This window comes from Stenotrophomonas sp. TWI1183 (assembly GCF_039673115.1).
Lineage (GTDB): Bacteria > Pseudomonadota > Gammaproteobacteria > Xanthomonadales > Xanthomonadaceae > Stenotrophomonas > Stenotrophomonas maltophilia_AA.
In genome coordinates this window covers 1-20199 of sequence record NZ_JBDJKZ010000018.1, presented here as the reverse complement: position 1 = coordinate 20199, position 20199 = coordinate 1, and the positions used below count along the sequence as shown (strand labels likewise).

Sequence of the window (20199 nt, the reverse complement as noted above, 5' to 3'; positions counted from 1 at the left end):
CCCGCCAACCCACCCACAACAGCCCTTCGACCGTGCGTCGGTGTGTCAGTAGCAGCAATGGCAACAGCGAGAACGACAACAAGGCCAACAGCCGCTGCCTTCAACTCGGGCCCAGCCAACTTTCGATGGGGCGGCGCGGGTAGGTTGGCGGGACCATGAGCCGCATGGATGCGGCGACATGAGCCTACAGGGACGTACTTGCGGCGGGTCCCGCCGGCCTACCCGCGCCGACCCAGTCACGCAGCATCAAACCGCCACGCAGTTGAAGCAGCCATCAACTCTCCCCGTTCTTCCTCGCGCTCCGCTGCCGGTCGATGCGGAAGATGTAGCGCTGGATCGCGCTGTCGCCGCCGCGCGGGAGGTCGTCGAAGCGCATGCCGATGCGCTTCATTTCGATCCCGTTGGGCAGCTTGACCGCCAACTGGTTGCAGACGATCAGCGAGACATGCAGTGGGCTGCCATCGGGCAGGTCCAGCTGGGCCGCGTAGCGTTTCTGCAGGGAGAACACGTTGCAGTCCACCGGCACCGTGACGGCCAGGCCGCCGCCGCTGATGTCCACCACGCGCAGCTGCAGGATCTCGCTGCGGTCTTCGTTGACCGGGAACTGCAGGTGCGGTGAATCGGTGATCGGCGTTTCCAGCCGATACAGCTCGCGGCGCTGCAGGTGCACCAGCTCCTCGGGGAACGGCACGCGGAAGGCGACGTGGCCTTCGTTGCGCACGCGCTCCAGGCCGTCCAGGCGGAAGCGCACCATCACCCGGTCCAGCTGCGCGAAGCAGAGCAGATGGCCGGCCTCTTCGGCAGCGCGGTTGGAGGTCTCGGAGGGGCTGCCGTCCAGCAACAGCCAATCCTCGTCGTCGTCCAGTTCCAGCACCGCGGTGGGGAAGGACTGGTCGCGGCCGCCCAGATGGGCGTTGATCAACGAACGCTGGTCGATCAGCGCCTGCAGCAACTGCCGGATCTGGCGGGGGTTGCGGACCAGGTACCGGTCATCCGTGCCATCGTCGTGGGTGGCATGGGGTCGGTCGTGTGCGTCGTGGCTGCCTTCGGACATGGAATCTGCTGGGTTGGGCGGGTGCCGGCACGCGTAGATACCGGGGCTCTGTCCGTTTATCGGCAGTAGTTCACATTTATGTAGGGGGAATTGTGTCGCCCCGCGAAGAAGACGGGCCGCGGTTCCGGTGTGCGGTTCTGGCGGCAGGCCGGTGAAACGACGACACCCCGCCAGGGCGGGGTGTCTTCAGGGTCAGTTGATCATGCGACGCGCGCGATCAGAACTCCTGCCACTCGGCGTCGTTGGCCAGTGCCGGTTCCCGGGTCATTGCCCGGCGCGGAGCGGCGACAACACTGCGCGGTTTGGCCGGGGCGGCGGCTCGCGCTGCGGCAGGCGAACGCACCACGGCGGCGGGTGCGGCCGCCGGGGCCGCGTAGGCCTGCCCGTCCAGCTTGAACAGCGAGACAGCGTCGGTGAGGTGGCCGGCCTGCTCCTCCATGGCGCGCGCGGCGGCAGTGGCTTCTTCCACCAGCGCGGCATTCTGCTGGGTGGTTTCGTCCATCTGCACCACGGTGGTGTTGACCTGCTCGATGCCGGCCGACTGTTCCTGCGATGCGGCGGAAATCTCGGCCATGATGTCGGTCACGCGCTGCACCGAGGCGACGATCTCGCCCATCGTGGCACCGGCCTGGTTGACCAGCTGCGAGCCCTCGGCGACCTTGCCGACGGACTCATCGATGAGCCCCTTGATCTCCTTGGCGGCGCCCGCCGAGCGCTGGGCCAGGGTGCGCACTTCGGAGGCGACGACGGCAAAGCCGCGCCCCTGTTCGCCAGCACGTGCCGCCTCGACCGCGGCGTTCAGCGCCAGGATGTTGGTCTGGAACGCGATGCCGTCGATGACCGTGATGATGTCGGCGATGCGGCGCGAGGAGGCGTCGATTTCGTGCATGGTGCTGACCACGCGGCCGACCACTTCGCCGCCCTGCGAGGCCACCGAGTGCGCGCCGATGGCGAGCTGGTTGGCCTGGCGGGCATGCTCGGCGTTCTGGCGCACGGTGGAGGTCAGTTCCTCCATCGAGGCCGCGGTTTCTTCCAGGTTGGCGGCTTGCTGCTCGGTGCGGCGCGACAGGTCGTTGTTGCCCGAGGCGATCTCGCCGGCCGCGGTGCTGATGCTGGAGGAGGCCTGCTGGATGCGGCCGACGATCTGGGTCAGCTGGGCGACCGTGGTGTTGGCATCGTCGCGCATCGCGGCGAAGACACCGTGGAATTCGCCCTGCATGCGCGCGGTCAGGTCGCCGGCGGCGATCGACTGCAGCAGGTGCGAGAGCTGGGACAGGTTGCCGTCGGCGACCTGCATCATGGTGTTGAGGTTCTCGATCATGAGCCGGAAGTCGTGCTCGAACCGCAGCGCATCGCCGCGCTGGGTGAAGTCACCGGCCGCCGCCGCCTGGGCCAGCGACTGGATCTGGGTGTTGATCGCCAGCAGGCTGGCCTTGGCCGCATCCATCGATTCGTGCAGGATCGCGCGGGTGCCGGGCAGGCGGCGGGCGTTCGGCGAGAGGTCGCCGGCGGCGTACTGGTTCAGGACGTTGATCGCGTCCTTGATCGAATCCAGGTGCTCGAAGATCACCGTGTTCACGCCGACGGCCAGCTGGCCGTACACGCCCGGGAAATCTTCCGGGATGCGGTGGCTGATGTCCGGGCCGGCATGCATCTCGACCATCTGCTGGGTCTGCTCGGAGAAGCGACGCAGCATCACCGTCATGTCGCGGGTCGCGGCCAGCATCTTGCCGGCTTCATCCTTGCTGGTGGCCTGGATGTTGACCGACAGATCGCCACGCGCCACCGACTGGATGGCGTGCACGGCCTGGCCCAGCGGGCGGGTGATGGCGCGCGAGATCACCACGCCCATCACGGCGGCCAGCAGCGAGAGCAGCACGATGCAGCCGATGATCGCGTAGACGCTGTTGCGGTGGGTGGCGTTGGCGCTCTCGATGCGGCTGGCCATTACGCCGTTGCTGAACTCGCCCAGCTCCTTCAGCGCGGCGAACAGTGCGCGGCGTGCCGGGCGCGACTGCTCATCGGAGATCTGCTGGGCAGTGACGCCATCGCCGGCGGCGATCGCGGCCTTGATCAGGCCGTTGGCCTTGAAGTAGTCGGCGGTGCGGGCGGCGACCACCTCGTAGAGCTGGCGCTCCTTGTCGCCGGCCGGCAGGGCGGCGTAGGCGGCCAGCTCTGCATTGACGATCTTGCCGGTGTCGGCCATGCGCTTGTCGTAGTCGGCGACCGACTCCGGCTTGTCGAGCACGGTCAGCTGCGCCATCTCGTAGGTACGGAATTCGCCGAGCTGCGCGCGCACCTCGCCCAGGTGCTGGACCGAAGGAATGTCGTTGGTGCTCATCGCGCGCAGCTGGTCGTTGGCTTGGCCCAGACGGACCAGCGCGAAGCTGCCGAGGGCCAGCGTCATCAGCGTGGTGAGGGTGAAGCCTACCGCCAGCTTGCGGGCGATGGGCAGGTCGTGGAACCACTTCATGATTGGAACTCCGGGCAGGGCAGTGGCGCACAGCCGTGGGGTGCTGGGCGGAATCAGCGGGATGGGGAGAGACGGGAGCGGAGGAGCGCGCGACGGTTGCCGTGGTCGCTACTTCGGATAGCGGCGTTGATCGGCCGCAACTTGATAGTGCGGCGTCACATTTTTTTCACGGACGTGGCCAACGTTCAGCGGGCCGGGATGGTTGCTGCTGCAAGGGTTTGCCGGGCGTTGACCGTACGCAGGCGGAGGGTGGAGGCCGGTGCTTTGCGCCGCGGCCCTCGATGGAGTTCACAGTTCGGTCTGTGCCGCCTGCCGTCGTCCACCCACGAACGAACGCCGCCGCTCCCGGGGGAGCGGCGGCGTCGGGGACAGCGTGAGGGCGGTCGCGTTACGCGGCCTGCGGCACCTTGAGCGAGCGCACCAGGCCGCCGATGTCGACGATCAGCGCGACCCGGCCATCGCCGAGGATGGTGGCGCCGGAGACACCGCTGATGCGGCGGTAGTTGTTCTCGATGTTCTTGACCACGACCTGCTGCTGTCCGACCAGTTCGTCCACTTCCAGCGCGATCTTCTGGCCATCGCCTTCCACGACCACCACCAGCGGATCGTCCAGCGCACGCCCGCCGTAGCCGTAGTACTCGCTGAGCGAGAGGATCGGCAGGTACTCGCCACGCACCCGCAGCACGCGGCCTTCGCCGGCCATGGTGCGCACATCGTCGGCCTGCGGCTGCAGCGCCTCCAGCACGTAGGCCAGCGGCAGGATCAGCGTTTCGCCGGCCACCGAGACGGTCATGCCGTCCAGGATCGCCAGGGTCAGCGGCAGGCGGATCAGCACGCGGGTGCCGTTGCCGGCCTGGCTTTCCAGCTGGACTTCGCCACCCAGCGCCTGGATGTTGCGGCGGACCACGTCCATGCCGACGCCACGCCCCGACAGATCCGTGACGGCATCGGCGGTGGAGAAGCCGGGCTGGAAGATCAGGTCCCACACCTGCGAATCGGTGGGGTTGTCCGGCACGCTCAGGCCACGCTCGAGCGCCTTGGACAGGATCTTGTCGCGGTTCAGGCCGCGACCGTCGTCGCTGACTTCGATCACGATGTGGCCGCCCTGATGCGAGGCGGCCAGCGTGATCGTGCCGGTTTCGTCCTTGCCCGCCTCGCGACGCACGTCCGGCATTTCCAGGCCGTGGTCGATCGAATTGCGGACCAGGTGCACGAGCGGATCGGCGATCTTCTCGATCAGGCCCTTGTCCAGCTCGGTGCCTTCGCCGATGGTGCGCAGGCGCACGTGCTTGCCCAGGCGTGAGGACAGATCGCGGACCAGGCGCGGGAAGCGGCGGAACACGGCGTCCACCGGCAGCATGCGCACGCCGATGACCGCTTCCTGCAGATCGCGGGTGTTGCGTTCCAGCAGGTCCAGGCCGGTCAGCAGCTGCTCGGCCTGCGCCGGGTCCAGAGCGTGCGAGACCTGCTTGAGCATGGCCTGGGTGATGACCAGTTCGCCGACCAGGTTGATCAACGCATCGACCTTGTCGACGCTGACGCGGATCGAGGTCTCGGCTTCATGTGCAGCGGCGGCCGGTGCGGCAGCGGCCGGTGCAGCGGCGACGGCGGCGGCCGGCTTGGCCTCGACCGGCGTGCTGGTGGCCAGGCTCGGCGGTGCGGCCGGACGGATGTCCAGTTCGCAGTCGTCCACGACCCAGGCGAAGGTGTCTTCGATCTTGCTGCGCGGCACCTTGCCGACCAGGCCAAGGTCCCACGCCAGGTGAGCCTCGAGCGGATCGAGCTGATCGAAACCGGGCAGGCGATCCAGACGTGCGGCGACCTGCAGCGAGCCCAGATGCTCGAGCTCGCGGATGATGCGCAGCGGATCGTTGCCGCTCATGAACAGCGACGGTGCCGGCACGAAGCCGATCTGCCACGCCTCGGGGGTGTCATCGACCTTGGCGGCGACGACCGGCGCCGCGGCGGCGGCCTGGCCGGACAGCACCGCTTCCAGCCGCGCCTTGACCTCGGCGACCGCCTGCGGATCGGCTGCCTGGCCGTGTTCGGCTTCACGCAGCAGGGCACGCAGCACGTCCACCGAGGCCAGCATCGCGTCGACCGCGGCCGGCTCCAGCGCCCGCTTGCCAGCGCGCAGTTCGTCCAGCAGCGTTTCCAGCACGTGGGTCAGGGCGGCGATCGCGTCGAAGCCGAACGTGCCGGCGCCGCCCTTGATCGAGTGCGCGGCGCGGAAGACCGAGTTGATGATTTCCGGGTCCTGCTGGCCCGATTCGAGCGCCAGCAGGCCAGCTTCCATCGCATCCAGCCCCTCGCGGCTTTCTTCGAAGAAGGTGGCGTGGAAACGTTGCAGATCCATGCTCATGGTGCGGGGTGTCCAGTTGCGAGGGGAGGGAAGGGTGAAGCGGGATCAGCCCAGGACTTTCTGGACGGTGGCGACCAGCTGTTCCGGATTGAACGGCTTGACCAGCCAGCCGGTCGCGCCGGCGGCCTTGCCTTCGGACTTCTTGTCGGCGGCCGATTCGGTGGTCAGCATCAGCATCGGCGTGAACTTGTAGTCCGGCAGCTGGCGCAGCTCACGGATCAGCGCGATGCCATCCATGTTGGGCATGTTGACGTCGGTGACCACCGCGTTGAAGCGTTGGCCCTTGGCACGACCGAGGGCGACTGCGCCGTCTTCGGCTTCCTCGACGGAAAAGCCGGCCGAGGTGAGGGCGAAAGAGACCATCTGGCGCATCGACGCCGAATCGTCCACCACCAAGATACGTGCGCTCATGCAGCGTTCTCCACAGATTTCAGGTTGTCATGGGGTGCATCCAGGCCGAGGGCCTGGGTGACGCCGAGCAGACGCGCGGCATCACGGAAGGTTGCGGTGCAACCGTGGAATCCGGTGGGATGCCCGGCCTTGCGGCGGGCCTCGACGAATGCGCACAGCACCTGCACCGAGGCGGTATGGATACGGCCGATCTGGCTGGCATCCAGCGTCAGATCGCCGGCCTGATCCACCAGGGGGGCCAAACGGGTTTTCAGCTCGGTGCTGGTCTCGATTCCGAGATCATCACCCAAGGCCACAGTGCTCATCATTGCTCCGGACAAACGGTTCCGAGGTCTATAACGGCCCAAACCAACAAAGCTTTAGCGGAGACCGCGCGCAGCGCGGCACCGGCCTCCGCCACTACGTCAGTTCAGCAGCTGCGTCGCGTCCAGCAGGATCATCGGCTGCGCGCCGCCGCGGGCCACGCCGCGGAACAGGTCATTGGAGATCTGGCAGATCCGGGCGGTGTCCGGCGGCTCGATCTGGGAGTCGGTGAGGTTGGCGACATCCTCGACCGCCGACACGCGCAGGCCCATCGTCTCGCCATTCTCTTCCAGGACCACGATGCGGGTATTGGCATCGTTGCCGGCCGCGCTGCTGCCCAGGTGGATGCCGAGGTCCATCACCGGCACCACCTGGCCACGCAGGTTCATGATGCCCAGCATCGCCGGCGAGGTGCCGCGCAGCGGCAGCAGCGGGACCGGCAGGACCACTTCCTGGACCTTGAGCAGCTCCAGCGCGTAGGCCTGGGCGCCACACCGCAGGCGCAGCCAACGCGAGGTCCGTTCGGCGGCGCGGCGGTTCTCGCGTGGGCTGGAGGCCGGGTCGCGTGCCTGCCGCTGCAGCTCCTCCCAGCTGCCGGGTCGGCTCTGTGCCAGCGAGGGAGCGTTGGCACGGGCGCTTGTGGCGGCCAGCATGGGTGCCATGGCCGGCATCGAGCGCGTTGTCGGTGCACGTGCGGCCGGTGCAACGGGGACGGCTGCAGGGGCTGGGGCAGGCGTGGGCGCGACGACCGGTGCGGGGGGCGCAACCGGTGGGGCGACGGCAGCCACGGGACCGGTTTCGTAGACGACCTCGGGTGGCAGGTCGTCCCAGCTCGGGCGGGCCTCGTCCGCGGGCGCGGGCATGGCGCCGCTGAGGAGCGGGTCGTTGCGGAGTTCGTCGAGCAGGTCGTCGAAGCCAGGGGCCGGCGCCGTGCCGGACGCGGACAACGCCGCTGTGTCCGGCGCCGCCGTCTCTGCGGGCAGCGTCATCGATCCACTGAGGAGGGGGTCATTGCGCAGTTCGTCGAGCAGATGATCGAAGCCAGGTGCTGCGACGGGTGCCGCCGCGATCGCAGCATCCGTTTCAACCGCCGCCTCGACCACCGCAGGAGCGGCGGACAAGGTCATCGCACCGCTCAGCAGCGGATCGTTGCGCAGTTCGTCCAGCAGATCATCGAAGCCCGGGGCGATGACCTCTTCAGTCGCGGGGACCGCTGCAGTGACGGTGACTTCGACGGGGTCCGCCGCTGCAACGGGCAGCGGTGCCTGCGCCTCCACCTCCGCCGGCGACGGCATCGCGTCGCCCAGCAACTGCTCCAGGTAGTCGTCGAGTACGCCGGCGGTGTTCATGCCGCGCGCTCCATCTGCTGCGCGTCGTCGGCCAGGATCCATTCCAGCGCGCGGCGATAGGCGGCCAGGCCGCGGCCGGGGTAATCCCCGGACTGCGCCGGCACGGTCAGGCTGGCGGCGTTGCAGATGCGGGTATCGACCGGGATCGCATCTTCCCAGACGCGGTGGCTGTGCTTGTCCTGCATCTGCTTGACGGTTTCGTGGCCGGCGCGCGTGCGGCGGTCGAACAAGGTGGGCAGGATCGACATCGGCAGGGGGCGGCGGCGCGAGCGCTCGACCATCTCGCCGGTACGGACCATGCCGTCCAGTCCGTGCAGTGCCAGCGGCTCGGCCTGGGTCGGGATGATCAGGCGGTCGGCCGCGGCCAGTGCGTTGATCATCAACAGGCCCAGGGTGGGCGCGCAGTCGAGCAGGATGTAGTCATGCTGGCCCTGGTGGCGGCCGAGCGCATTCTGCAGGGCCAGGCCGAGACCGGGCTGGTTGGCGCTGCGGCGTTCCAGGGTGGCCAGGGCCGCCTGTGCGCACACGTAGTCCAGGCCCGGGATGTCGCTGGGGTGGGCGAGGGTGGAGAGCTCGGCCGGCGGCGCGCCGAACAGTTCCAGCACGCCCTGCGGCGGCGGATCCAGCGCGACGCCGAAGGCGCGGGTCAGCGACGAATGCGGATCCAGATCGATCAACAGCACGCGGTGGCCCTGCGCGGCCAGGCCGCGGCCGAGCGCGAGCGTCGTGGTGGTCTTGCCCACGCCGCCTTTCTGATTGGCAACAGCCCAGATACGCATGCGGTTCACTCCTTCATTGCGGGCGGAACGGCGGCGCCAACGCGGCTGCCGGCCGGCACCGGTGGCAACTGCACCGGTGCGATGGGGGTAACAGGGGTGCCAGTGGCAGGTGCCTTGGCGGCATCGGTCGCGTCGGCGTCGGCACTGAGCCGGTCGGTGATCGGGTCGATGCCCTGCGCGGTATCGGCCAGGATGATCACCATCACCCGCCGGTTGCGGTTGCGGCCTTCGGCGCTGGCGTTGTCTTCGCGGGGGCGGAACTGGCCATAGCCGACCATCGCCAGCCGTGCCGGCTGCAGGCCCTGGTCGGCGAACAGATGCACCACGCTGGCCGCGCGCCCGGCCGAGAGTTCCCAGTTGGACGGGAACAGCGAGGTGGCGATCGGGATGTTGTCGGTGTGGCCTTCCACGCGCACGCCATTGGGCGCATCGCGCAGCACTTCGGCCAGTTTGGAGAGGGTGTCGCGCGCATGCACGTCCAGCGTGGCCGAACCGGTCGGGAACAGGATGTCGCTGTTGATCTCGACCTCGATCCACAGCTCGGTGCGGCGCACGGTGATCATCCCGCGCTCGATCAGCGGCGCCAGCGTGGCGGTGAGCTTGTCGGCGATGCCGTTGAGCTGGCGCTCGGCACGCTGCAGCTGTTCCTGGTTGCGGATCGAGACCGGCATGCGCATCTGCGAGGCCATCGCCGGCAGCAGGGTCGGGTCGTTGGTCGGCGCCGGTGCGGAAGGGCCGATCTTGGTGCCGGCCCTGATCACCGAGGGGCTGTCCCAGCCGCCGCCCTGGACCTGCTGGTTGCCGACCTGGACCGGGTTGATCGTGCGCGGCGCGCCGCCGAACGCGGTGGTCAGCGCATCGGCCATGATCCGGTACTTGCCTTCGTTGAGCGAGGAGATGGCGTACATCACCACGAAGAAGGCGAGCAGCAGCGTCATGAGGTCGGCATAGGGGATCGCCCAGGCCTCGTGGTTGGCATGTTCTTCGTGGTGCTTGCGACGGGCCATGTCAGTGCAGGAACCCGGACAGGTTGGTTTCGATGTTGCGCGGGTTCTCACCCTGGGCGATCGAGATCAGGCCTTCGATGATCATTTCGCGGTCGCGGCTGTTGTGGTGGATCACGCTCTTGAGCTTGGCCGACACCGGCAGGAACAGCAGGTTGGCCGAGGCGATGCCGTAGATGGTGGCGGTGAACGCCGCCGCGATGCCGTGGCCGAGCTTGCTCGGGTCGGCGAGGTTCTTCATCACCGCGATCAGGCCGAGCACGGCGCCGATGATGCCCAGGGTCGGCGCATAGATGCCCATGCCCTCGAACACCTTGGAGGCGGCCAGATCCTGGCTCTCCTGGCTGCTCAGCTCGATTTCCATCATGTGCCGGATGGTCTCCGGCTCCACGCCGTCGACCAGCAGCTGCAGGCCTTTGCGCAGGAACGGATCGTCCTGGGCGTCGACCTGGGCTTCCAGGCCGAGCAGGCCCTGGCGGCGGGCGATGTTGCTCCACTCCACGATCTGCTGGATCAGCTCGCGGCGGTCGCTGCTCGGCGGCAGGATCACCCAGCGCACGATCTTGAAGGCGTGCTTGAACACGGCCGGCGAGGTATGCAGCAGGATCGAGGCGATGGTGCCGACGATGACGATCACGAAGGCGGCCGGCGACCACAGCGACGCCAGACCGGCCCCCTTGAGGATGCTGCCGCCGACCAGTGAGGCCAAGGCGAGGAAAAGTCCAATGAGGCTGAGTCTGTCCATGGGTCCGTTATCGGCTTGTGTGAATGGGACTTGAGACGCCGAAGGAATCCAGTGATGCGGCGGTCACACTTTCACGGGATCAATCGTGGTGGGTGCGCAGCCCGTCCACGTCCAGGATCAGTGCCATCCGACCGTCGCCGATCAGGGTGGCGCCGGCATAGCCGCGCAGCCCGCGCAGGGCCTTGGGCAGTGGCTTGATCACCACTTCCTCGCGGCCACGCACCTGATCTACCACCAGGCCGAAGCGGGCTTCACCGGCCTGCAGCACCACGATGGTCAACAGCGAGGACGGCATCGGCTCCACATCGAGCCAATGGCGCAGGTCGACCAGGGCCAGCGTGTGCGACTTGCGGTCCAGCACGGCACGGCCGTCGAACCAGCCCAGCGAGGTGTTGGGGGCATGCAGCACCTCCATCACGCGGGCCAGGGGCAGGGCGTAGACGTCCTCGCCGGCCTGCACCAGCAGGGTCGGCAGGATCGCCAGGGTGAGTGGCACGCGGATCATGAAGCGGCTGCCACGGCCGAGCTCGGACTGGATCTGGATCTGGCCGCTCAGCTCGCGGATGCGCGACTGGACCACGTCCATGCCCACGCCGCGGCCGGAGATGTCGGTGACTTGCTGCTTGGTCGAGAAGCCGGGCAGGAACACCAGGTGCAGGCACTCCTCGCTGCTGAGGCGGGCGGCGGCTTCGGGGTCGATCAAGCCCTTCTCGCGCGCCTTCTGGCGCAGGCGTTCGGGATCGATGCCGGCGCCGTCGTCCTGCACTTCAATGCTGACGTAGTCGCCTTCCTGCTGGGCCGAGAGCCGCACATGGCCGCTGCGCGGCTTGCCCTGTGCCTCGCGCAGGTCCGGCATCTCCACGCCGTGGTCGATCGCGTTGCGGACCAGGTGCACCAGCGGATCGGCCAGCGCTTCGACCAGGTTGCGGTCGAGTTCGGTTTCCGCGCCGATCAGCTCCAGCTCGACTTCCTTCTTGAGCGAACGCGCGACATCGCGGGCCACCTTGGGGAAGCGCGAGAACACCTTGCCGACCGGCTGCATGCGAGTGCGCATGACCGCCGACTGCAGGCGCGCGGTGGCGATGTCCAGGGTGGATACGGCGCGGTCGAGTTCTTCATCGTGCAGGCGCGCGCGCAGGGTCTTGAGCCGGTTGCGCGACAGCACGAGCTCGCCGATCAGGTTGACGATGGCATCCAGGCGCTTGGTATCCACGCGCACGGTGTGCTCGGCTTCGGCCACCGGTTTGGCCGGGACCGGCTTGGCCATCGGCGCCGCCGGGGCGGCCACGGCACGCGGAGCCGGTGCGGCGGCGACGGCCTTGGCACCGGGAACGGCGCCACCGTGGAGCTGGTCGAGCAGGGCTTCGAACTCGTCCTCGCCGATCAGGCCGTCATCCTTCTTCGGGGCCGCGATGGCGGTCGGTGCGGCACCGCCATGCAGCTGGTCGAGCAACGCTTCGAACTCATCATCGGTGATCATCTCGCCGCCGCTGCTCGCCGTGGCGGCGGCCGCAGGCGCCGGCGTGGCCGGCCCGTTGACGTCGAACTGGGCGATCAGCTCCGGCGGGGCGTAGCCCGGCTCGGTGCCGGCCGAGACCGAATCGAGCATCGACTGCAGGTAATCCAGTGACTGCTGGGCTGCATCGAAGTGGTGGGCCTGCAGCGTGGCCTGGCCGGAGCGTGCCATGCCGAGGGTTTCCTCGGCGGCGTGGCACAGCTCGACCATCGCCTGGATGCCGAGGAAGCCGGCGCCGCCCTTGAGCGTGTGGAAGCCCCGGAACACGGCGTTGAGCTGGTCGGTGTCCTGGGGCGCCTGCTCCAGCGACACCAGCTGTTCGCCGAGGCGGTCCAGAATTTCCTGGGCCTCGAGGATGAAGTCGGCAGCGATATCGTCTGGAACAGCACTCATGAGCGTTACAGTCCCAGGTCCGAAAGCAGGTCGTCGGCGTCGTTCTGTGACACCGCGTGGCGATCCAGGCCGTTCACGGCCGGGCCGGCCAGGCCGTTGTTGTCGCGCTTCTTTTCGTCGTCCTGCGGCGGCAGGCCGAGCGCGCCGAAGCCCTCGTGCACGCGACGCACGATCCCGACCACGCGGCGGATGATCTGCCCGGTGAGGTCCTGATAGCTCTGCGTCAGCGCGATTTCGGTGAGGTTGTGGCGGATCCGGTCCAGCTGCTGGCCCTGGTCGGGCGTCAACCCGTTGGCGCGCAGCTGCTCGGTGAGCGAGCGGCATTCCTCGGCCAGGTCCAGGGTGCGGTGGGTGGCCTGTTCGGTCATCGCCACCACGTGGTCCAGGCGCGCGCAGGCGTCATCCAGCTCGCCGGCTTCGCTGGGCAGGCTGGGCAGCTCGCCCAGGGCCTGGCCGAGCTCGCGGGCCAGGCGGTTCAGGCCGGCCATCATCGGCTGCGTGCGCAGCGCGGCGAGGGCGTCGATTTCCCGGCGCCAACCGGCTTCGTCACCACTTTCCAGTGCGGCCAGGGCGTCCTGCAGGCGCTGCACCAGCGCGGATTTGTCGCTCAGGGTTTCCATCAGGCGCTCGCCGCCAGGCGTTCGAAGATCTTGCCTAGCTTTTCTTCCAGGGTCTGGGCGGTGAACGGCTTGATGATGTAGCCGTTGACGCCGGCCTGTGCCGCTTCGATGATCTGCTCGCGCTTGGCTTCAGCGGTCACCATCAGCACCGGCAGGGTCTTGAGCTTGGCGTCGGCACGCACGGCCTTGAGCAGGTCGATGCCGGTCATCACCGGCATGTTCCAGTCGGTGACCACGAAATCGAACGGCTGGCTCTGCAACATCGCCAGCGCGGCATGCCCGTCCTCGGCTTCGGCCGTATTGGTGAAGCCCAGATCGCCCAGCAGGTTCTTGACGATACGACGCATGGTCGAGAAGTCGTCGACGATCAGGATACGCATGTTCTTGTTCAAAGCACTTTCCTCGATTTCAATGGTTCTCGAGGCCGGCGTCTGCCGCCTCGAAGATCTTCAGCCGGCCCCTCAGGCGCAGCACGGCCTGGCCATGGATCTGGCACACGCGCGATTCGCTGACACCCAACACGGCACCGATCTCTTTCAGGTTCAGTTCCTGCTCGTAGTACAGCGAGAGCACCAGCTGTTCGCGCTCGGGCAGCAGACCGATCGCGTTGCCCAGCTCGCGCCCGAACTCACCGCGCTCCAGTACCTGCTGCGGGGTCGGGCCGCCCTGGGCGACGGTATCCAGCTCGCCTTGATCTTCGATCCGCGATTCCAGGCTCAGCACCTGGCCGCGCGAGGCGTCCTCCATCAGGCGCAGGTAGTCGGGCAACGGCATGTCCATCGCGGCCGCCACTTCGGTGGCGCTGGCGGCGCGGCCGGTGCTCTGCTCCAGCCGGCGGATGGTCGCGGCGGCATCGCGGGCACGGCGGTGCACCGAGCGCGGCACCCAGTCGCCGCGGCGGATCTCGTCGATCATCGAGCCGCGGATGCGGATCGAGGCATAGGTCTCGAACGAGGCGCCCTGGTCGGCGTCGTAGCTGCGCGAGGCCTCGATCAGGCCCATCATGCCGGCCTGGATCAGGTCATCGACCTCCACGCTGGCCGGCAGGCGCGCCGCCAGGTGGTGGGCGATGCGGCGGACCAGGTCGGAGTGCTGGGCAATGCACTCGTTGGCCGCGGTCCGCTGGACTTCTTTGTATTGTGCTGCGCCCTTCATACCGTCACCCCGCGTTGCTTGAGGATGCGTTCCAGGAAGAACTCGACCCCGCCACGCGGCTCGGTCGGAGCCTGCCAGCGGGCGGTGCGGCGCGCGATCTCGGTCAATGCCAGCGCCGACGGGCTGGACGGATAGGCCTTCACCACCGGCTGCTGGCGCTGCACGGACAGGCGCAGCCAGTCGTCCTGCGGCACGCAGCCCAGGTAGTTCAGCGAGACATCGGCGAGGAACTTGTCGCAGACGCGGGTCAGCTTTTCGTAGAGCACGCGACCTTCGTTCGGGTCGCGGACCATGTTGGCCACGACCTGGATGCGATCCACGCCGCGTTCGCGCGAGAGCACCTTGATCAGCGCGTAGGCATCGGTGATCGAGGCCGGCTCATCGCAGACCACCACCACGGTGTCCTGCGCGGCCTGGCAGAAGGTCAGCACGCCATCGGTGATGCCGGCGGCGGTGTCCACGATCATGATGTCCAGCTCGCGTTCGAGCTCGGAGAACACGTTGACCAGGCCGACGTGCTCGGCCGGCTGCAGTTCGGCCATGTGGCGGCGGCCGGACGCGGCCGGGACCACCAGCACGCCCCCGGGGCCTTCCATGATCACTTCTTCCAGGGTGCAGCGCCCGGCGACGAGGTCGGCCAGGGTCACCTTCGGCTGCAGGCCCAGGATCACGTCGATGTTGGCCAGGCCGAGGTCGGCGTCCAGCAGCAGCGTGCGTTTGCCCATGTCCGCCAGCGCCACGGCCAGATTGGCCGAAACGTTCGTTTTGCCCACGCCGCCCTTGCCGCCGGTGACGGCGATGGTGCGGACCGGGCCCAGCGGCTGGCTTCGGGTAGCCGACAACGGGAAGGTCTTGGTCAGCTTGGCGTACTCACGCGACGGCATGGTTCAACTCCGGGTTGCAGGGCATATCGGCCGCGCGGCGCAAATCTTCAAGGCGAAGTACAAGATTGGCCGCACTGGCACGGTGCAGGTCTTCGGGAACGTCCTGGCCATCGGTGACCCAGGTGATCGGCAGGCGGTGATCCACGGCCACCGACAGGGCGGTGCCGAAGCGGCCGGTCTCGTCCAGCTTGCTCAGCACAACGCCCTGCGGGTTGGCGGCGCTGAAGCGGCGGACGACCTCGTCCATGTCACCGAAACTGGTGTTGGCCGGCAGCACCAGCAGGGTGCGGATCTGCTCGGCAGCGCGCAGCCACTGCAGCTGGGCGGCCAGGGCGCGGTCGCGCGGGCCCAGCCCGGCGGTGTCGATCAGGACCAGCTTGTAGTCCTTCAGGCGCTCCAGCAGCTGGTTCAGATCGCTGCCGCTGCTGGCCTCATGGACCGCGATGCCGAGCTGGCGGCCGAAGCCGTACAGCTGCTCGCGGGCGCCGATGCGGCCGGTATCCGTGGTGACCAGGGCGACGTCGCGGGCGGCATGCGCTTCGGCGAAGCGCGAGGCCAGCTTGGCGATGGTGGTGGTCTTGCCGGCGCCGGTGGGGCCGACCAGGGCGATCACGCCGCCGGCTTCGAGCGGGTCGACCGGGGCGATCGGCAGCTTCTTGGAGAGCAGGCCGAGCATCAGGCCACGGCCGCGATGGGCTTCGGTATCCAGCGGAATCTGCATGGCCACGTCGCGGCTGATGCCGGCGTCGAAGCCGTACTCGTCCATCAGGTCCAGCGCGGCGGCACGGACCGGCGAGCCACGCAGGCGTTCGTCGGTGAAGCGGTGCATCTCGCGCTCGATGACGTGGCGCATGCCGGCCACTTCGTGGCGCAGCTGGCGGATTTCTTCGTCGTCGCGCGGGACCACGATCAGTTCCGGCACGCTGGCCACGACCGGTGCCGCTTCATTGGCGGCGGTGGCGACGGTCACGGCGATCGGCAGCGCCGGCGGCAGGCCCGCGGCCACGACCGGCAGCGGCGCGAGGGCGGCGGCGGCCGGCACGGCGGTCTCGTCCATCTCCTCCAGCGGCGGATCGATGACGAAGCGGGCGCGGTTGATCGGGGCCGGTGCGGCGACCTCGTGCGGCAGGGCCGGCGAAGCGGCGGCGGCCTGTTCGACATTGAACGGCGCGAAGATCTGCTCCGGCAGCGACGGTTCGTTGACGGCAGGGCTGACGCTGGCGCGGGCCAGGGTGGCGGCGAAGCCATCGCTGCCGCGCTGCGGGACGCTTTCGTTGGCGGTATCGAGCGTACGGCCGGTCGCGCCGACGGCGGCGCGCGCCAGCGCGGCCACGGCCGAGGTGGTGGCGGCCACCGGTTCCGGCGTGGCGACCGGGGCCTTGCGGCGGGTCACGGCGGCGATCACGGCATCGGCGGCGCTGCGGGGGCGCGGTGCCGGCGCCGGGGCGACGTCCTTGCGGGCCGCTTCCAGTGCACGCTGCACGGCGCTCTCGTCGTAGTTGGCCGCTGCCACGATCTCGACGCCTTCCTCGATCCGGCGGTTGGACAGGATCACTGCGTCCGGACCGTGTTCCTTGCGCACCAGGTTCATGGCCGAGCGCATATCGGAGGCGACGAAGCGTTTGATTTTCATGCTGTGGTACCGGGACTGGGGCGGCGGAGTGGTGGAAGGGAAACGCTGGTTGTCGGTGGTCTGCACGGTCAGGGAGTCCCTTTATTTCCTGCTGCGGTGAAATCGAATGAAGTGTCTGTTTTCTGTCGCGGTGCCGTCGGAGGTCCGGCTCAACTGATCGTGCCGACCAGCTTCAACCGTTTGTCCTCGGGCACCTCGCTGTAGGCGAGTACGGACAGCGAGGGGACGCTGTGGCGTACCAGCCGTGCCAGCGCGGCACGTACCGGGCCGGGCACCAGCACGACCGCGGGCTCGTTCTTCGCTTCCTGCTTGCCGACACATTCGGCCAGGCTTTGATGCAGTCGCTCGGCGAGTCCGGGTTCCAGCGCGGCGCCGTTGCCCTGTGTGGACTCCTGCAAGACGCGTTCCAGTTGCGGGTTGAGGGTGAAGACCGGCAGCTCGGGCGACATCCCGGCGATCTCCTGCACGATGAAACGGCCCAGCGCGTTGCGCACGGCGGCGGTCAGCACGGCCGGGTCCTGGCTGGTCGGCGCGCTTTCCACCAGCGATTCGACGATCTTGCGCAGCTGGCGGATCGGAATGCGCTCGATCAGCAGGTTCTGCAGCACCCGCACCACCGCCGACAGCGGCAGCGACTTCGGCGTCAGGTCCTCGACCAGCTTCGGTGCACTCTTGGCCAGGTTGGCCAGCAGCTGCTGCACTTCCTCATGGCCGAGCAGTTCCGGGGCGTGCTCGCGGATCAGGTGCGACAGATGGGTGGCGACCACGGTGGCCGGGTCGACCACGGTGTAGCCCATCGATTCGGCATTGGCACGCTGGTGCGGCTGGATCCAGGTGGCATCCAGGCCGAAGGCGGGATCCTTGCCGGCGATGCCTTCCAGCGTGCCCAGGGCACTGCCCGGGTCCAGCGCGAGTTCGCGGTCCGGATGGATCTCGGCGGTGGCCACCGGCACGCCGTGGATCAGCAGGCGATACGCGCTCGCCGGCAGTTCCAGGTTGTCGCGGATGTGGACGGAGGGAATCAGGAAGCCGATGTCGTGGGTGAGCTTGCGGCGCACGCCCTTGATCCGGGCCATCAGTTCGCCGCCCTGGTTCTTGTCGACCAGCGGGATCAACCGGTAGCCGACTTCCAGGCCCAGCGGATCGACCGGGCGCAGTTCGTCCCAGGTCAGCTCGGCGGTGGGCGAGGGCGCGGCACCGGGCAGGCCGAGGGTGTCGGGGCGGTTGGCGGCCGGCGATTCGGCGGCACGGGCTTCGGCCGTGCTCTTCTTCCAGGCCTTCCAGGCGATGAAGCCGAGGATGGCGGCCAGCGTCAAGAAGGCGACGTTGGGCATGCCCGGCACCAGACCGACCACCGCCAGAATCGCGGCGGCGATGGTCAACGCGCGGTACTGGCCGAAGACCTGGCCCATCATGGCCTGGGCCATGTCCTGCGAGCGCGAGGCGCGGGTGACCAGCATGGCCACTGCCGAGGACACCAGCAGCGCCGGCAGCTGGGCGACCAGGCCGTCACCGATGGAGAGCAGGGTATAGGTCGCCGCGGCATCGCCGAACGGCATGCCGTGCTGGAGCACGCCGACCGCCAGGCCGCCGACCAGGTTGATGAACAGGATCAGGATGCCGGCGATCGCATCGCCACGGATGAACTTGCTGGCACCGTCCATCGCGCCGTAGAAGTCGGCTTCCTCGCGGACCTCCTCGCGGCGCGCCTTGGCCTCTTCACGCGTCAGCAAACCGGCGTTGAGATCGGCGTCGATCGCCATCTGCTTGCCGGGCATGGCGTCCAGGATGAAGCGGGCGGTCACTTCGGAGACACGGCCGGCACCCTTGGTGATCACCACGAAGTTGATGATGGTCAGGATCGCGAAGACCACGATGCCGACCGCGTAGTTGCCGCCGATCACGAACTCGCCGAACGAGGCGATCACCTTGCCGGCCGCCTCGTGGCCGTTCTGGCCGTTGAGCAGGATCACGCGGGTGGAGGCCACGTTCAGCGCCAGCCGCAGCATCGTGGTGATCAGCAGCACGATCGGGAAGATGGTGAAGTCCAGCGGGCGCTTCACGTACACCACCGCCAGCAGCACCATCAGCGAGATGGCGATGTTGAAGGTGAACAGCGCATCGAGCACCGCCGGCGCCAGCGGCACCACCACCATGGCCAGCAGCGCCAGCACGATCAGCGGGGCACCGAGCCCGTGGCGGATCATGTCCAGTGCGCGGCGCACATTCATTCCGGCAGGCTGGGCGCTCATGGGCGGCCTCCCTTGCTGAACTCATCGATATCGATGCTGGGCGAGGCCGGCATCGGGCCGGTCCGCCAGCTGCGCAGCTGGTAGACGTAGGAGAGCACCTGGGCCACGGCCGAATACAGTCTCACGGGAATTTCCTTTCCAAGTTGACCTTCCCGATACAAGGCGCGTGCCAATGGCGGGGCGGAGACGATGGCGACCTTGTTGCCGTCGGCCACTTCACGGATGCGCAGGGCGGTTTCGTCCACGCCCAGGGCGACCACGGTGGGCGCGCCCATCTTTCCGCCCTCGTACTTCAGGGCGACCGCGTAGTGGGTCGGGTTGACCACCACGACGTCGGCGGTGGGCACCGCTTCCATCATCCGGCGGTTGGACATCTGCTGCTGCAGCTGGCGGATGCGGCCCTTGACCTCGGGGCTGCCCTCGCTCTCCTTCATCTCCCGGCGCAGTTCTTCACGGGTCATCTTCAGCTTGCGCATCCAGTTCCAGCGCTGGTACGGCGCATCGATGGCGGCCAGCAGCATCATCGCGCCGCCGGTGGCCAGCATCAGCTTCAGGGTGAAGCCCAGGCCGTGGACCATGGCGGCCTCCAGCGGCTGGTTGAGCAGGTCGCGCAGCGGGCGGATGCCGTGCCAGACCACCAGCCCGGCCGCGGTGCCGACGAAGGCGATGCGCAGCAGGGATTTGGTGAACTCGGCGATGGCCTCCGGGCCGTACAGCCGCTTCATGCCCGCCATCGGGCTCATGCGCTTGAAGTCCGGCATCATCGCCTTGCCCGACCAGCGCAGCCCGCCCATCACCACCGGCGACAGGAAGCTGGCCAGCAGGCAGATCACGATCAGCGGCCACATGCCCAGCAGCAGCCGCAGCAGCAGCTCGCCGAAGTGGCCGAACAGCGCCTGCGGGTGCAGGCGCAGGCCCGGCTCTGGGCTCAGCGCGAACTGCATCCAGGTCTTGGCGTTGCGCGCGATGGTGCCGGAGAACGCCATCAGCGCCAGCACACCGGCACCGAACACGGCCGCCGTCGCCAGCTCCCGCGAGCGCGGGATGTTGCCCTGTTCCCGGGCATCGCGCAGGCGTTTTTCGGTGGGTAGTTCGGTTTTTTCGCCGGCTTGTTCGTTCTCGGACATCGGGGCGCGATACGGGAGGAGATACCCGGGTCCGTGCAAGAACCATTCCGTGAGCCGCGAGCCAAGGTAGTGCCGGCCGCGGGGCCGCGGGGCGAGACACCAATTGGGGTTTCTGGAGGGCCGCGCCCCCGCCCCCCAC

General features: G+C 68.3%; 16 protein-coding genes and 1 pseudogene. All 17 read right to left on the bottom strand.

Annotation, left to right across the window (positions count from 1 at the left end; genetic code table 11):
- Positions 1 to 274 precede the first annotated feature (274 nt).
- The gene (locus tag ABE434_RS15050) at positions 275 to 1054 is read right to left on the bottom strand and encodes a flagellar regulator YcgR PilZN domain-containing protein (protein ID WP_346479397.1); all 780 of its coding nucleotides are present in this window, start codon (positions 1052 to 1054) and stop codon (positions 275 to 277) included.
- A 217-nt stretch (positions 1055 to 1271) separates the two neighbouring features.
- Positions 1272 to 3527, bottom strand: coding sequence for a methyl-accepting chemotaxis protein (locus tag ABE434_RS15045; protein ID WP_346479396.1), 2256 nt, complete (start codon positions 3525 to 3527; stop codon positions 1272 to 1274).
- A gap of 388 nt (positions 3528 to 3915) precedes the next feature.
- Positions 3916 to 5889 carry a chemotaxis protein CheA gene (locus ABE434_RS15040; protein WP_346479395.1) on the bottom strand — a complete coding sequence of 658 codons (1974 nt, stop codon included), beginning with the start codon at positions 5887 to 5889 and terminating at the stop codon, positions 3916 to 3918.
- Between the two features lie 45 nt (positions 5890 to 5934).
- A complete protein-coding gene (locus ABE434_RS15035; RefSeq protein WP_088435039.1) occupies positions 5935 to 6300 on the bottom strand; it encodes a response regulator in 366 nt (121 codons plus the stop codon).
- The gene (locus ABE434_RS15030; protein WP_019182915.1) at positions 6297 to 6605 is read right to left on the bottom strand and encodes an STAS domain-containing protein; all 309 of its coding nucleotides are present in this window, start codon (positions 6603 to 6605) and stop codon (positions 6297 to 6299) included. Before ABE434_RS15030 ends, ABE434_RS15035 begins: the two co-directional genes overlap by 4 nt.
- 99 nt (positions 6606 to 6704) lie before the next feature.
- Positions 6705 to 7952 carry a chemotaxis protein CheW gene (locus ABE434_RS15025; RefSeq protein WP_346479394.1) on the bottom strand — a complete coding sequence of 416 codons (1248 nt, stop codon included), beginning with the start codon at positions 7950 to 7952 and terminating at the stop codon, positions 6705 to 6707.
- Positions 7949 to 8731, bottom strand: a complete 783-nt coding sequence (locus ABE434_RS15020; RefSeq protein WP_346479393.1) for a ParA family protein — start codon at positions 8729 to 8731, stop codon at positions 7949 to 7951. Before ABE434_RS15020 ends, ABE434_RS15025 begins: the two co-directional genes overlap by 4 nt.
- 176 nt (positions 8732 to 8907) lie before the next feature.
- Positions 8908 to 9738: pseudogene (gene motD / locus ABE434_RS15015) on the bottom strand (flagellar motor protein MotD); the annotation flags it as partial.
- A gap of 1 nt (position 9739) precedes the next feature.
- Positions 9740 to 10480, bottom strand: coding sequence for a flagellar motor protein (locus ABE434_RS15010; protein WP_176989046.1), 741 nt, complete (start codon positions 10478 to 10480; stop codon positions 9740 to 9742).
- Between the two features lie 79 nt (positions 10481 to 10559).
- The gene (locus ABE434_RS15005; protein WP_346479392.1) at positions 10560 to 12389 is read right to left on the bottom strand and encodes a chemotaxis protein CheA; all 1830 of its coding nucleotides are present in this window, start codon (positions 12387 to 12389) and stop codon (positions 10560 to 10562) included.
- 5 nt (positions 12390 to 12394) lie between these two features.
- Positions 12395 to 13009 (bottom strand): protein phosphatase CheZ, encoded by a 615-nt coding sequence (locus ABE434_RS15000; RefSeq protein WP_346479391.1) that lies wholly within the window; start codon positions 13007 to 13009, stop codon positions 12395 to 12397.
- A complete protein-coding gene (gene cheY, locus ABE434_RS14995; RefSeq protein ID WP_019182908.1) occupies positions 13009 to 13401 on the bottom strand; it encodes a chemotaxis response regulator CheY in 393 nt (130 codons plus the stop codon). The genes ABE434_RS15000 and cheY overlap by 1 nt, the downstream gene beginning before the upstream one ends.
- Positions 13402 to 13417: 16 nt before the next feature.
- The gene (locus ABE434_RS14990) at positions 13418 to 14164 is read right to left on the bottom strand and encodes an RNA polymerase sigma factor FliA (protein ID WP_019182907.1); all 747 of its coding nucleotides are present in this window, start codon (positions 14162 to 14164) and stop codon (positions 13418 to 13420) included.
- Positions 14161 to 15048, bottom strand: a complete 888-nt coding sequence (locus tag ABE434_RS14985) for a MinD/ParA family protein (RefSeq protein ID WP_346479390.1) — start codon at positions 15046 to 15048, stop codon at positions 14161 to 14163. The genes ABE434_RS14990 and ABE434_RS14985 overlap by 4 nt, the downstream gene beginning before the upstream one ends.
- Positions 15035 to 16681 (bottom strand): flagellar biosynthesis protein FlhF, encoded by a 1647-nt coding sequence (flhF, locus tag ABE434_RS14980; protein ID WP_346479389.1) that lies wholly within the window; start codon positions 16679 to 16681, stop codon positions 15035 to 15037. Before flhF ends, ABE434_RS14985 begins: the two co-directional genes overlap by 14 nt.
- A gap of 149 nt (positions 16682 to 16830) precedes the next feature.
- A complete protein-coding gene (gene flhA / locus ABE434_RS14975; protein WP_346479436.1) occupies positions 16831 to 18912 on the bottom strand; it encodes a flagellar biosynthesis protein FlhA in 2082 nt (693 codons plus the stop codon).
- 17 nt (positions 18913 to 18929) lie between these two features.
- Positions 18930 to 20060, bottom strand: a complete 1131-nt coding sequence (flhB, locus tag ABE434_RS14970) for a flagellar biosynthesis protein FlhB (protein ID WP_346479388.1) — start codon at positions 20058 to 20060, stop codon at positions 18930 to 18932.
- Positions 20061 to 20199: the final 139 nt, after the last annotated feature.